General features: G+C 46.9%; 10 protein-coding genes. 3 read left to right on the forward strand and 7 right to left on the reverse strand.

All coding sequences use genetic code 11. From position 1 onward, the window contains the following. Positions 1–82 precede the first annotated feature (82 nt). The gene (locus ACTHQF_RS14780; RefSeq protein WP_440431308.1) at positions 83–781 is read left to right on the forward strand and encodes a DUF2490 domain-containing protein; all 699 of its coding nucleotides are present in this window, start codon (positions 83–85) and stop codon (positions 779–781) included. A gap of 6 nt (positions 782–787) precedes the next feature. Here ACTHQF_RS14780 and ACTHQF_RS14785 read toward each other — a convergent pair whose 3' ends face one another. After that, positions 788–2,335 (reverse strand): YfcC family protein, encoded by a 1,548-nt coding sequence (locus tag ACTHQF_RS14785; RefSeq protein ID WP_440431310.1) that lies wholly within the window; start codon positions 2,333–2,335, stop codon positions 788–790. Positions 2,336–2,382: 47 nt separating this feature from the next. Here ACTHQF_RS14785 and ACTHQF_RS14790 point away from each other — a divergent pair, with 47 nt between their 5' ends. Next, positions 2,383–3,699, forward strand: a complete 1,317-nt coding sequence (locus tag ACTHQF_RS14790; protein WP_440431312.1) for an alpha/beta hydrolase — start codon at positions 2,383–2,385, stop codon at positions 3,697–3,699. Here ACTHQF_RS14790 and ACTHQF_RS14795 read toward each other — a convergent pair whose 3' ends face one another. The 6 genes from ACTHQF_RS14795 to surE all read right to left on the reverse strand — a co-directional run bounded on the left by ACTHQF_RS14795 (position 3,700) and on the right by surE (position 11,847). Beyond that, positions 3,700–5,118, reverse strand: coding sequence for an efflux transporter outer membrane subunit (locus ACTHQF_RS14795; RefSeq protein ID WP_440431314.1), 1,419 nt, complete (start codon positions 5,116–5,118; stop codon positions 3,700–3,702). Positions 5,119–5,149: 31 nt separating this feature from the next. Next, on the reverse strand, positions 5,150–8,302 hold the full coding sequence (locus ACTHQF_RS14800) for an efflux RND transporter permease subunit (RefSeq protein WP_440431316.1): 3,153 nt from the start codon (positions 8,300–8,302) through the stop codon (positions 5,150–5,152). 3 nt (positions 8,303–8,305) lie between these two features. Beyond that, positions 8,306–9,472, reverse strand: coding sequence for an efflux RND transporter periplasmic adaptor subunit (locus ACTHQF_RS14805; RefSeq protein ID WP_440431318.1), 1,167 nt, complete (start codon positions 9,470–9,472; stop codon positions 8,306–8,308). A gap of 218 nt (positions 9,473–9,690) precedes the next feature. After that, positions 9,691–10,809, reverse strand: coding sequence for a lipid-A-disaccharide synthase (gene lpxB, locus ACTHQF_RS14810; protein WP_440431320.1), 1,119 nt, complete (start codon positions 10,807–10,809; stop codon positions 9,691–9,693). Further along, positions 10,806–11,075, reverse strand: coding sequence for a stationary phase survival protein SurE (locus ACTHQF_RS14815; protein ID WP_440431322.1), 270 nt, complete (start codon positions 11,073–11,075; stop codon positions 10,806–10,808). Before ACTHQF_RS14815 ends, lpxB begins: the two co-directional genes overlap by 4 nt. Continuing rightward, entirely contained in the window at positions 11,068–11,847 is a 780-nt protein-coding gene (surE, locus tag ACTHQF_RS14820) for a 5'/3'-nucleotidase SurE (RefSeq protein ID WP_440431323.1), read from the reverse strand. The genes ACTHQF_RS14815 and surE overlap by 8 nt, the downstream gene beginning before the upstream one ends. 105 nt (positions 11,848–11,952) lie before the next feature. Here surE and ACTHQF_RS14825 point away from each other — a divergent pair, with 105 nt between their 5' ends. Beyond that, positions 11,953–14,886 carry a M16 family metallopeptidase gene (locus ACTHQF_RS14825; RefSeq protein ID WP_440431325.1) on the forward strand — a complete coding sequence of 978 codons (2,934 nt, stop codon included), beginning with the start codon at positions 11,953–11,955 and terminating at the stop codon, positions 14,884–14,886. The last annotated feature ends 95 nt before the right edge of the window (positions 14,887–14,981 follow it).

Here is a 14,981-nt window from a genome sequence, read left to right on the forward strand (position 1 = left end):
TGCTGGTCTTTTTCTCCTTCCAAACCTGCTTTTAGTAGCAGAATTTGGATACCTTAGGGCTATTTTAAACTTAATTCACAACATGATCCATTTCATTATCCGACACGCTGTCCTATTTACAAGTTTAATGCTCTTTGCTAATATTGCCCTTGCCCAGATTGGAAACGGTGGTTGGCTAAACCTCACACACACCCAGAAGCTATCTCCTAAGTTCGACCTGCTTACCGATTTCCAGTTCCGGTCAGCCAATAACTTCGACTATCTAGGTACCCGCCTCCTACGTGGTGCATTCAGTTACAATCTCAATAAACAGCACTCCGTAGCATTGGGTTATGGCAACATCACAGATTGGGAAATGATCAATGAAGAAAGGATCAGCACACTGGAACACCGCTTATTTCAGCAGTACATCTATAAAAATGTGGTAGAAAGACTTCGCCTGAACTTCCGCATGCGCTTTGAACAACGTTTCCGCGGGCCTGATGCAGATTTTTCGCAACGCCTGCGCCTGCAGCTCGGCGCCGTTATTCCGCTCATTGCGAATGAGCAATTCAGCAAGGGGATGTATTCGCTGCTACAATCAGAAGTGATGTTCAATGTACAGCACAAGGAACGCATTAACGACAGCTTCTTCGATCAGCATAGACCCTTAGTCGCATTGGGATACCGTTTCAACAAGCATGTGGATGCCGAAATGGGTTACATGCGCTTGCAACAGCGTAGAAGAACCGGCGATATAGAACGCGATCTGGTACAGTTCAGAATTCTGACGAACTTCTAAGCTGCGTTAGCTAAAGTTCACACTAACAATGAGGAAGACGATACACAGCAGCAGCAACATCAGCAGCAGCGGACGTATAAACTTCCACCAGGCTTTGGGACTCACGTTTACCAGCGCCAGTGATGGCAGCAACAAGCCTGTTGGTGTAACCATGCCCATGATACCCATGCCGAAAAGATAGCTGTTCACAATCTCGCGACCTGGCACCCCAGCGATCACGGCTAAAGAGCCCATAATCGGCATGGTCACAACCGCCATGCCGGAAGTGCTCGCAATAAAAAGCGTGAAGATCATGTAAACAAAAAGCATGATCACGATAAACAAAGACGGCGGCAGTTGATCCACCATGTTGGCAGCGTAGTATAGAATACTGTCGCTGATATTCCCTTCATTCAGCATGATGGTCACGCCTCTCGCGGTTCCGATAATAAAGGCGACAGAAAGCAGTTCCTCGGCACCTTTTATAAAAAGGCTGATGAACTTCTTCTCGCCCATACGGGTGATCACCGCCACCAGAATAGATGAAGCCAGAAACAAGGCCGACATCTCTGGAAGCCACCAGTTGAATAACACCACACCGGCAATCAACACCAGAAAAGTACTAAGGAAGATCAGCAGCAGCAAGTTGGTTTTACCGCTAGCCTTGCTTTGTTCCTCCTCTTCAACTTTCATCGTTGCAAAGGGGCTCTGCACCAAGCCATCACATTGAAAAACATAGGATGCTTGTGGGTTAAGCTTCACCCGCTGTGCATACCGCACCACATACCAGATGAACAATCCTGTAGAAAAAACGAACATGGCAAGCCTGCCGTAGATCCCGTCGGTCCAGTTGATGCCTGCCGCATTCGAAGCGATAATCGTCGAAAATGGATTGCTGAAAGAAGATAATGTTCCCAGCTGCGTACCTCCAAATAAAACAGCTACCGGAACCAGCAAGTCGTAACCTGCAGCTAAAAACAAAGGCACCATGATGGGATAGAACGCGAGTGCTTCCTCCGCCATTCCGAAGGAGGCACCTCCAAAGGAGAACAGAAATCCAAGAATGACGATCAACCAGGCTTCGCGTCCATGCATCCTTGCAGAGAGATTTCGCAGCCCGGCTTCCATAGCCCCTGTAGCGTAAAATACGCTGATAAAGCCTCCGGTAACCAAAATGAAAAGTATAATGTCTATGGTATCGTAGATACCTTTTATGGGTGCCGTTAAGATTTCTACGGGGCCTTCCCTATTCGCCTCAATCCGCTCATAAGTACCAGGTATAGACACTGGCTTACGGATGCTGCCATCTTTGAACTTGTCGAGCGAAATCTTAATCTCCATCGCGTTCAGCGTTTCCTGCGTAAGCGGCAAAGGCTGCTCCCCTTCCGGACTGCTATACGTAAAGCTCGTCGAGCCCTCCTGGTAAGATAGGGTATGATATTTTCCTGCTGGAATTAACCAGGTTGCTGTAGCAGCGATGATGATAACCAACATCAGGATGGTTATCGGTGAAGGGAGTTTTTTGATGGCGGCCATTTGTTGGGCAAAGTTGAAATTAATAATCGTGGAATTCAAATTATGTTAACTTTGGTTAGTTACTAACCTAATACCAATAAGCATACATGAAGAAATTAATTTTAATGTTTACCCTCCTGCTGTTTACATTCGCTGCCTTCGCTCAAGGCGTAGTTGCTTTGATGAACCGCTCGGGAGACTTTTTTGATACTTTAACTGCTGGCAAGTTCGAAGCTGCAACAACCTTTTTCGACCCTAGCTTGCAGGCACAAGTGAAAGCTGAACACCTGCAAGGGTTGTGGGAAAAGCTAAACGCCCAAATGGGCAAGTACGAATCTGCAGAGATCATTCAAAGTAAAACCGAAGGCGAGTTCTTTGTTGTTGTCGTAGAAGGCAAATTCGAAAAAGATACCCAGCGCTTTGTCCTCGCTTTTAACAAGGCTGAAAAGATGGTCGGCTTCTACCTGCAGCCTAAAGCAGCCGCTACGGCATACACCTTGCCTGCATATGCAGACACTGCAAACATCAAACAAACAGAAGTTAAAATCAAAGGAACTAAAAATGACCTGGTTGGCATGCTTACCACACCTAAAACCGGCAGCAACTTCCCGGTGGTGATCCTGGTGCATGGCTCAGGCCCCGGCGACATGGACCAGAGTGTCGGCGCAGTAAAACCCTTTAAAGATATTGCGCTTGGCCTTGCAGCTAAAGGCATTGCCAGCATCCGCTACGTGAAGCGCACTTTGGTTTTTCCACAGGAATATACTGGTGCATTCACCGTAAAAGAAGAAGTAACCAATGATGTCCTTGCCGCAATTAACTTGTCTAAGACCATCCCCGAAATTAATAAAAAGCAGATCTATGTCTTCGGCCTAAGCCTTGGTGGTATGCTTGCGCCGCGTATCGCAACGCTGGCACCGGACCTTAAAGGCATCATCCTCGCTGCAGCACCGGCTAGGAAGTTTACAGATCTGATCATCGATCAGAACAAATACATGTTCGGTCTTGCAAATGACACCACGCAAGCCACAAAGGAAAGGTTCGATAAAGGCCTTGCCATGATTGAGACTACCCGACTGAACAAACTGGGCAACATCAAACCTGACTCACTGATCCTGAGTTTACCAGCATCTTACTGGGTTGATCTGAACACCTATGATCAGGTCGCAACCGCGAAGAAGCTCTCTCAGCGGATCATGATCATCCAGGGCGGCATGGACTTCCAGGTGTCTGAAGCAGATTATAAGCTTTGGAGCACTGCTTTAGCTAAGAAATCTAATGTTAATCTGAAGTTCTATCCTGAGCTGAACCACCTGCTGACGCCACAAACCGAGAAAGGGACCGCCGATCAGTACAAGAATCCGGCTAACGTTGCGGAAACCTTCATCAATGATCTTTCAACCTGGATCAAGGCAGGCAAATAATTACTGCCAGCCGCCTCCCAAAGCACGATACAAATCCACAACCGCCTGTAGTTTCTGCAGGCGGTCACTTACACCACTTAGCTCCGCCTGGAGCAGCGCCTGCTCTGAAGTCAGCACATCCGTGTAATTGGTCGCAGAACTATAACGTAACAGCTCTTCGGTGAAAGAAACAGACTTTTGCAGGGCTTCAATCTGACGAATTCTGGAAAGCTCCTTTTCTCCTGCCGCCTGATAGGCGTATAAAGCGTTTGAAACTTCCTGCCCTGCATTAAGCAACGCAAATTGGAAATTATTTAATGACTGTGCCTGTATGGACTGGGCGCGGGTTAAGCGCGCTTTGTTCGCCCCTTGTGCAAAGATGGGCTGTGTAAGGCCACCTACGACATTGTAAAAAAGAGAATTTTTAAAGAAATCCTGCAAGCTGAGGTTTGAGAATCCACCTGAAGCGGTAAGTGTTAAGGCGGGATAGAAGAATGATCTTGCCACATTAACATCTTCCAGCGAAGCACGCAAGGCATATTCCGCAGCCTGCACATCAGGCCGGTTCTGCAGCAACTGTGCCGGTAAACCAATGCTGATATTGCTGAAAGGCTGCTGGTCTGAAAGCTTGTTGCGTTTTATCGTCCCAGGCGCCCTGCCAAGCAGCACGGATAGTGCGTTCTCTGTCTGCCGGATATTCAATTTAAGGTCGGGAATGGTCACCTCAGCTGCATAGCGGTTTGCTTCGGCCTGTACAACCGCAGCACCGGTAACTACGGCGCCCTCCTTCAGTTCCCGCAGCGTTTCCACACTCTCGATACGTTTCTTCAGGGTGAGTTCGGTAATCTCAAGCTGTCTATCCAGCGCCACCAACATATAGTAGGTATTTGCAAGATCAGCAATGAGTTGCGTTTGCACAGCACGTCTGGCTGCATCACTCTGCAGGTAGCTATTTAATGCGGCACGTTTTGCGCTGCTCAGTTTTCCCCAGATGTCTGCCTCCCAGGAAGTACTGAGCTGCAGCCTGTGGGTAGTGGTCATGGTCCGGATATTCACACCATTGCGAAAGTTCAAACTGGCTTCGGAAGTCTTTGTCTCCGTGACGCTCGCATTGGCATCCAGCGTAGGCAATAAGGCCAAGCGACGTTGCCGCAGGATCGCTTCCGCCTGAACGATATTCTCGATCGCATTTTTAAGATCCAGATTATTTTGCAAGCCCTCCTGAATGAAACCTTTTAGCACAGGATCATTAAACATGCTTTGCCAGGTTCGTGTCGCCATATTCAAGCTGTCTGTACCCTGCTGATTTCTGTATAGGCCATCCTTGATCAGATCAGGACGCTCATAGGTCTGGCTAACCTTGCAGGCGCTAAATAAGGTAAGCACCGCTGCTGCAGCGAACACTCCTTTTTTATAACCGCGATATCTTATTTTATTCATTTCTTCTTTAAACAAAAGCTTCCGTTATGTATTAGGTTGTCCGATCCGTTTCAAGTTCATCGTCTTCTTCATAGTGGTTTTTGGCCGGACCACTGATCCGCTCCTGCAGCGTCTGGAAGATCACGAATAGTACCGGAATGATGAATACACCGAGCACCGTTCCAATGAGCATACCGCCAACTGCACCTGTGCCTATAGACCTGTTACCCACTGCACCTGCTCCACTGGAGAACATTAAGGGCAGTAAACCAAAGATGAAAGCAAAAGAGGTCATTAAGATGGGCCTGAAACGAGCTACAGCACCTTCAATTGCCGATTTCACGATCGGCAAACCATTACGCCTTCTTTCCAAGGCAAATTCTACAATCAAGATACCGTTCTTCGCCAGCAAACCGATCAGCATGATCAAAGAGATCTGCAGATAAATATTGCTGTTCAAACCAAAGATGATCGAGAAGAAATATGCCCCGGCAAGTCCGAATGGCAGGGAAAGAATCACGGCAAAAGGCAGGATATAACTTTCATACTGTCCACTCAACAGGAAGTAAACGAATACCAGACAAAGGATAAATATGAAAACGGTCTGCCCGCCGGAAAGCAGTTCTTCCCGGGTCAAACCGGAGAAATCATAACCATATCCTGTCGGCAGGGTCTCGGCTGCAACCTCCTGAATGGCCTTGATCGCATCACCAGAGCTATAGCCATCATTTGGATTCCCAGTAATACCGATGGAGCTAAAAAGGTTAAAGCGGGAAATAGATTCCGGACCATAAACACGATCCATCCGGATAAACGTGGTGATCGGCGCCATCTGCCCGTTGTTCGTGCGAACAAAGATCTTGTTTAAACTCTCCGGGTTGGCGCGGAACTTTGCATCCGCTTGTACCATAACCCGGTACTGCTTACCAAACTGGTTATAGTTGGAAGCATAAACACCACCAAAATAGCCTTGCATGGTGCTCAGCAAGGAGCTCACACTTACACCCGCCTCCTTGCATTTCTCCAGGTTTACATTCATCATGTACTGGGGAAAGTTCGGGTTAAAAGAAGTAGTGGCAAATTGTATTTCAGGGCGTTTCGTGAGAACCTCCAGGAACCTGTTGTTCACGCCGAAGAACTCTTCCGTGGTATGGGCTGTCTGATCCTGCAGTTGAACTTCAAAACCGCCACTGCGCCCGAATCCGGAGATGGTCGGCGGTGCGACGAAAACGATGGATGCATCCCGGAAGCCGCGGGTTTTCTCCGTCAGATCACTGATCACCTTATCTACACTTCCTTTCCGGTCATCCCAGTGTTTAAGCTTGATAATAACCATACTATAAGCACTACCTGCGCCCGCAAGGTGATTTTGTCCTACAATGCGCAAGGTATTGCGCACTTCAGGTAAGGTATGGGCAATGCTGTCCACCTGATTGGCTACAATGGTGGTTCGTTCCATGGATGATGCCGGAGGCAGACTGATGTGCGCATATAAACTTCCAAGATCTTCTTTGGGCACAAAAGAGGTCGGCGTAGTCTGCATCATATAATACAATCCTCCGGTAAAAACCAGGATGGAAACTACAGCAATCCACTTTTTAATCGTAAGAAAAAGTACCATACGTTTATACCGGTTGGTCATTCTTGTAAAACCAACATTGAAGGCGGTGTAAAAGCGGTCCAGAAAGTTTTTATGTTTTTCATCCGCGGCATGTGGCTTCAGCAGTAGTGCACAAAGCGCCGGACTGAGGGTTAACGCGTTGATCGCTGAAAGGATGATCGCCACAGCCAGGGTGATACCGAACTGCTTATAGAAAACTCCGGTAGAGCCGGTAATGAAAGTCACCGGTATGAACACGGCCGACATCACTAGGGTGATGGAGATGATGGCACCTGAAATTTCATCCATCGCATCAATGGTGGCTCTTCTGGCCGACTTATACCCATGGTCCAGCTTTGCATGTACCGCTTCGACAACCACGATGGCATCATCGACCACAATCCCGATAGCAAGGACTAGCGCAAACAGCGTCAGCAGGTTGATGGTAAAACCGAAAAGGTTGAGGAAGAAGAAGGTTCCGACGATGGCCACAGGCACAGAGATCGCCGGGATCAGCGTGGAACGGAAATCCTGAAGAAAGATGAACACCACAACGAATACCAGGATAAAGGCTTCGACCAGGGTATGTACCACTTTTTCAATAGAGGCATCCAGGTTTTCATTGATATCCACCAGTGTGGTATATTCCACCCCTGCCGGGAAGTTCTTTGCAGCAGCTTCAATCAACTTCTTAGATTCGTTGATCACATCACGGGCGTTTGAACCCGGCGTCTGACTAACCGCAATCCCCACCGATGGCAAGCCGTTGGTGGTATTACTGGACGTATAATCCAGTGAGCCCAGTTCCACACGGGCGATGTCTTTAAGCCTTAAAAGCTGTCCGTTTGGCGCAGCTTTAACGACGATGTTCTGGAACTCCTGCTCCGTCGTTAAACGTCCTTTGTATTTGATCACATACTGAAATGCCTGTTCACCACTTTCCCCGAATTTACCTGGCGCAGCTTCAATATTTTGCTCTGCAAGCGCAGCTGAAACATCTTCAGGAATCAGCCCATATTGGGCCATCACATCCGGCTTCAGCCAAATGCGCATGGAATAATCCCGCGAACCGAAGGCTCTTGCCTCGCCCACACCGGTAACCCGCTGAATTTGCGGAATGATGTTGATCTTGGCATAGTTCTGCAGAAAGGTCTGGTCGTATGCAGGCACCTTGCTGTAAATGGAGAATACAAGCAGGTTGGTGCTCTGACTCTTGGTTACGGTCACCCCCGCGCGGGTAACCTCCTGCGGAAGTAAACTTGTTGCACGGGAAACCCTGTTCTGCACGTTTACTGCAGCAAGATCGGGATCTGTACCCACCTTGAAAAATATACTGATCGTCGCAGTACCTTCGTTGGTGGCTGAAGACGTCATATACGTCATGTTTTCCACCCCGTTGATCTGCTCTTCCAGGGGAACAACCACGCTCTTCAGCACTACATCGGCATTTGCACCCGAATAGCTGGCACTTACCTGCACGGTTGGTGGGGCAATATCCGGATATTGGGAGATGGGTAAAGCGATGAGCCCTAATAAACCAAGAATTACGATGATAACAGATATTACCGTTGATAATACCGGGCGTTCTATGAATTTCTTAAACATTCTCTATTTATTTAGATCTGCATAAATCTTCTCCGCAGGGGCGGCTACTGGTTTGATCTTTGTCCCATCCTTGAGGTTTGACACGCCTTCCAGCACGATCCGGTCACCCGGTTTTAAGCCTTTATCCACCACAAAGAAAAGTCCTGCGGTATTCTGACGGATCGTAATCTGAACATTCCTGGTGATGCTATCGGGTCCAACTACCGCTGCAAAACGCTTATCCTGCAGTTCAAATGTTGCACTTTGTGGTACAAGTATGCCATTCTTAACCTGGGTAGGGATACGCACCGTGGCACTGCTGCCACTACGGATCAGGCCATTTGGATTTGGAAAGCTTGCACGGACATTCACCGAACCAGTAGCCGTATTGATCAGCCCGTTTACCGTCTGAATACGTCCTTTAGGTTCATAAAGGCTGCCGTCTGCAAGCACCAGTGAAACTGGAGGCAATTGCTTGATTCGCTCCGCAAAAGAACCCTTTGTATCCTTGTTGAATTCCAACAGCATCTTCTCATTGAAAGCAAAATAGGCATACACATTTCCAATGCTGGAAACCGTTGTGAGCGGTTCTGCATTCGAGCCACTAACCAGACTACCTAAGCGAAAAGGAATGGAGCCTACCACGCCATCAACCGGGCTTCTTACCGCAGTATAGCCAAGGTTTGTCCTGGCGTTAGCCAGTGCAGCCTGTGCCTGTGCCAGGGTGGCCAGTGCAGCCTGGTAATTATACGTTGCAGATTCAAGCTCGTATTTGCTGATGATGTCTTTTTCCACCAGGGGTTTAACTTTAGTAACCGCCATCTTTGCGGTGCTAACTTCAGCTTCAGCGCTTTTAATACTAGCCGTTGCGGTGCGTACTTCCTGTTCGTACTGTGGTGCGTTGATCTTAAATAAGAGCTGACCGGCTTTTACCACGGCACCTTCATCCACATAGATCTGTTCGATATAGCCGTCTACGCGAGGACGAATTTCTATGTTCTGCTGACCCTGGATACTTGCAGGGAAATCGGTATTTAGCGTGGCATCTGTTTGTTGGATTTGTAAAACCTTGTAGGCCTTAACTTGATTTGCCGCAGCAGCGGCCTTTGCAGCCTTTTCATCTTTACCGCCACAAGAGCTGATTAGGGCACCTGTAATGACCAGTAAAGCGAGCTGAATAGATCTTTTCATTGAGGGTTATCTTTGCGAATGTTCGATTGTTAATTTATCGCAGCAATTTTGCCTCCAACATCAGGCAGTATTTACACTTATAAACCTATATTACAAGGCAATACCCTTGGTTTACTTCAAAGTAAAAGAATCGGACAATGCGGGAGGCAGATTGATTGCGTACATGTAAATATATTACCTATTAAGCCAAAAAAAATCATGCGTAACTAACAGGTTACTTAGCCTTTCAATGGATTTTTAAGGAAATCTAGGATCAATGCTGCAGTTCGTTCTGAGGCGCCCGGAGTACCCATAACTTCTGCCAGTGCCTTGTAATCCAACAACATGCTTTCACGTACCGGACCATCCAGGATACCTCCCAATGTGGAGGCCAACAGTTTGGGGTTGCAGTCTTCCTGAATGAGCTCTGTAACAACCTTTTTATCCATGATCAAGTTAACCAGGGATATGAATTTTATCTTGACCACCATCCGGGCGATGGCGATCGAAATGGCACCACCTTTATAAACCACCACTTGGGGCACCTTGAACAATGCCGTTTCCAGCGTTGCCGTACCAGAGGCCACGATTGCGGCGTGCGCCTGGTGTAACAGGTTATAGGTTTGGCCAAATACAAGGGCCACCTCATGTCCGCCGCTGAACTGCGCATAATAGTCGGGCGCAAAACTGGGTGCACCAGCAATGACGAACTGGTAGTCCGGAAATTGACTTTTTGCGCTTAGCATCACAGGCAGCAATCGCTCGATCTCCTGCTTACGACTTCCAGGAAGCAGTGCAATGATCTTTTTCCCGCTAAGCTGATGTTTTTCCCGAAACGCTGGATCAGGATTAAACTGGGCAATTTCATCCAGCAGTGGATTGCCGACATAGTCGATCTCCATGTCCCAACCTTTGTAGAACGCCACTTCAAAAGGCAGGATACAGAACATCTTATCCACAATCTTCTTAATCTTCAACACCCGCTTCTGGTTCCATGCCCACACCTTAGGCGAAATGTAGTAGCACACTTTGATGCCCTTGTTCTTTGCAAATTCCGCAATCTTCAGGTTAAATCCAGGAAAATCGATCAGGATCAGGATATCTGGCTGATATTCCAGCAGATCCTGCTTGCAGCTCTTCATGTTTCGAAGAATGGTGTTTAGGTTCATCACCACTTCGGTGAAGCCCATAAAAGCCATGTCGGCATAGTGTTTCACCAACGTTCCACCCTCCTGCTGCATCTTATCACCACCAAAGTACCTGAATGAGGCATCCGGATCTGCCGCTGTCAGCGCGCGCATAAGATTGGCGCCGTGTAAATCTCCGGATGCTTCACCAGCTACAAGGTAGTATTTCATGCTTTGGATACTTTATAATAAAAGAACGCCATGGCCCAGAGAAAGGTTGCACTGATGAGGCCACGGCCGAAATTATCTTTGTTTTGCCGGAACACAATCTTCAGCATCACGGCATTCACAGCGATACAGCCAATTAGGAGCAGGTCTGCTTTGGCAAGGAAGGAAACCTTGTGCATAATGTACCAGGTGATACCGATCAGTATTCCAGGTGCCAGAATACCGATGCCAAATCCAGTCCAGACCGTATCTTTAAATTCTTTAAACATTAAAATTCCAGGTATTAAGTACTGGTATTGCATGATGCGCGGTCAGGTCAAACTGCACCGGAACAACGGACACATAATTATGCTCCAGCGCCCAGACATCAGTATCTTCCCCTTTGTCGAAATTCTGGAACACACCAGTTAACCAGTAGTAAGGACGCTGATAAGGGTCATTACGCTCGTCAAACTCCTCCGCCCATTTGGCATTCGCCTGGCGACATACTTTAATACCTTTCAGGTCTGCACCTTTAGGGAAATTTACGTTCAGTAAGGTTGCAGGCGGCAAGCCATTAGCCAACACTTCTTCACAGATCACTTTGATGAATTTCTTAGCATGGCTGAAATCAGCTTCCTGCGAAAAGTCATCCAGAGAAAAACCGATGGAAGGGATCGACTCAATAGCACCTTCTACTGCTGCAGACATGGTACCGGAATAGATCACATTGATGGAATTGTTCAATCCATGGTTAATGCCCGACACACAAAGATCAGGCTTTTTGCCTTTGAAGATCTTGTTCACCGCAAGCTTTACACAATCTACCGGGGTACCGGAACACTTGTACATCTCTACACCCGGGTAAAGGTCTACCTTATCAAAGCGCAATGGTTTGCCGATGGTAATGGCATGGCCCATTCCAGATTGCGGTCCATCTGGTGCAACCACCACGACGTTTCCGATTTCCTGCGCCACTTCAATCAGGTTTTTGATGCCTGGTGCGGTAATTCCGTCATCATTTACAACAAGTATATTGGGTCTGTTGGCTTGTTTTTTCAAAGTAATAGGGTTATATGGTTATTGTTGCTCCAAAAGTACAAGAATTCAATGCAATGTGTAAGCATTAATGTGGAATGAGGTTATATTTGGTTATAACTTATATTAATGAAACATAAAATAATCCTCTTAGCAGGACTACTGTTTACCGGCTCAAGCCTGATGGCACAAAGCGGGTACCAATGGAAAACTGCTTCTTCCGCTGGCTATACCTTTAAGTATGTAACCAACGACCCAATTAAAACCAGATTTTACACGCTTAAAAACGGACTCACCGTAATCCTCTCGCCAAACACGAAAGAGCCTAATATTGAGTACCGCATGGCAGTCCGCGCGGGCAGTAACACTGATCCGCGTACCAACACCGGACTGGCACACTACCTGGAGCACATGTTATTTAAAGGTACCGACAAGTTCGGAACCACAGATTTCGCCAAGGAGAAGCCTTATTTGGACAAGATCGATGCACTGTATGAAAAGTACAACCTGACCAAAGATTCAGCTGCCCGTAAAGCAATTTACCGGGAGATCGATAAAACCTCTAACGAAGCGTCCAACATCTCCATCGCAAATGAATACGATAAGATGATGATGAGTATCGGCGGACAATCGACCAATGCCCATACCTGGTACGAAGAAACCGTTTACAATGAAGATTTCCCTTCTAACGCCACAGACAAATTTTTAGCCTTACAGGCAGAACGTTTCCGTAATCCTATCCTGCGTATTTTCCATACCGAGCTTGAAGCGGTATACGAAGAAAAGAACCGCAGTCTGGATAGTGACGGCAATAAACTGGATGAAGCCATGTCAAGCTTGTTGTTCCCTACCCACAACTATGGCCAGCAGACCACCATTGGTACTATTGAACACCTGAAAAACCCTTCACTGCTGGAGATCCGGAAATATTACCAGAAGTATTATGTACCGAATAATATGGCGGTGATCATGTCCGGCGATTTCAATCCGGATGAAATGGTTAAAAAGATTGACCAAGCTTTTGAATACATGAAAGCTAAGCCGCTGGAGCTTTATAATCCGGCACCGGAAAAACCACTTACAGCGGTTCAAACAGTTGAAATTTATGGACCGAGTGCAGAGAATGTAGACCTTTACTATCGCGGTTATGCACAGCACAGCAAGGAAAGTCTGATGCTGCACCTGATCTCCAGGATCTTCGCGAATGGCAAAGCGGGTTTGCTGGACATCAACCTGAACAAACAGCAAAAGGTACTGAAATCTACCGCTGGCTATCAGCAGATGAAAGATTACGGCATGTTCTATTTCAGTGTACAGCCAAAAGCAGCACAGACGCTTCAGGAAGCAAAGGCACTGTTGATGGAACAAGTAGAACTGCTTAAAAAAGGTGAGTTTGACGAGTCATTGATCAATGCCACCGTAGCCAACACTAAGCTCAGCCTCTTGCAGGCTTTTGACAGCAACAGCTATCGTGCAGAGGCGGCAAGTAATGAGTTCATCATGAACCGGGGTACCGATTGGAATAAAACCCTGGAGCGTGCAGATGCCATGGGCAAGATCTCCAAACAGGAACTTGTACGTTTTGCAAATCAGTTCTTTGGCGAAAATTATATTGTTGGCTTCAAATACAAAGGTGAAGACAAAAATCAACCTAAAGTAGAAAAACCACTCATTACGCCGATCAATCCAAATGCAAATGCAACTTCAGCCTTTACCAAAAGCATTGTCGACATGCCGGTGAAACCTGTTGCACCTAAATTCCTGGATTACAAGAAAGACCTGAATTTTGGTAAATCGGGTATCGCAGAAGTGGTAAGCGTTCAGAATGTGGAGAATGATATCTTCAAAATGTCTTACCGCTTTGATATGGGCACTTACAACTATAAGTTGCTACCCTATGCGGCACAATACCTGAACTTCCTGGGTACAGATAAATACACCGCCGAGGAAATCAGTAAGCAGTTCTACAACATCGCTTGTAGTTACAGCATGAATGTGGGTAATGAACTTGTAACCATTAACATCAGCGGTCTGCAGGAAAACTTTGACAAGGCTGTTAGTCTGGTGGAACATATCTTTCTGAATTCGAAGCCAAATGAAGCGGCTCTGGAAGAGTTGAAAAAGAGCATTCTGAAGAACAGACAGAACACCAAGATGAACAAATCCGCGATTCTGGGTGGCCTGGTTGCCTATGCACAATATGGACCGAAAAACCCCCTGAATAATGTGCTTAGCAATGAAGAAGTGAACAAGATTACCTCTGCTGAGCTGATGTATATTATTCATAACATCTTCAACTATAAACATGCAATAACCTACTACGGCCCCCAGCCGCTGGTGAAGTTCGAGCAGAACATTGCGAAGTTACATACACTGCCTTCTGCCTTTACGCCTGAGGCCCCTGCAGAAAAGTACACATACACCAATACAGCCTCCAATCAGGTGCTTTTTGCAGATTACGACATGGTACAGTCTGAAATCCGTTGGTTCCGTAACGAAGGCCCCTATGATCCGGCCATGATCGGGAAGATTGCCCTCTTCAATAGTTACTTCGGTGGCGGTATGGGTTCAGTCGTTTTCCAGACCATCAGAGAGTCGAAAGCATTGGCTTATTCGACCAACGCTTACTTCTCCGCGCCGGATAATAAAGATAAACAGTATGGCATGATTGCCTATGTTGGTAGTCAGGCAGACAAGATGAATGATGCGGTTGCAGGCATGAATGAACTGCTAACCAGCTTGCCGCAGATCGACAAGTCTTTCGATGGTTCAAAGAGCAATGCCCTGAATTCCATAGAAACCGAGCGCATTACCAAGGATGCGGTGATCTACAACTACTTTGCCGATAAAAAGCTGGGTATTGACCACGACTCCAGAATGGACAGCTACAACAGCTTGAAAACACTAAGCTTCGGCGATGTCAAAGACTTCCATAATACACATATTGCAAACAAAGCATACAACTACTGTATCGTTGCTTCGGAAAAGAAGGTGAAACTGGAGGATATGGAGAAATTTGGTCCCGTTACGAAACTTAGCCTGGAGCAGATTTTTGGATATTAGGCGAAGAACCAAGCACACTCATTTTATAAAGGTTGATCAAACCTCAATGCAAGAGCCCGATGAAAACATCGGGCTCTTTTTGTTTTATGGCCTTT

Source organism: Pedobacter sp. SAFR-022 (genome assembly GCF_051965375.1).
Classification (GTDB): domain Bacteria; phylum Bacteroidota; class Bacteroidia; order Sphingobacteriales; family Sphingobacteriaceae; genus Pedobacter.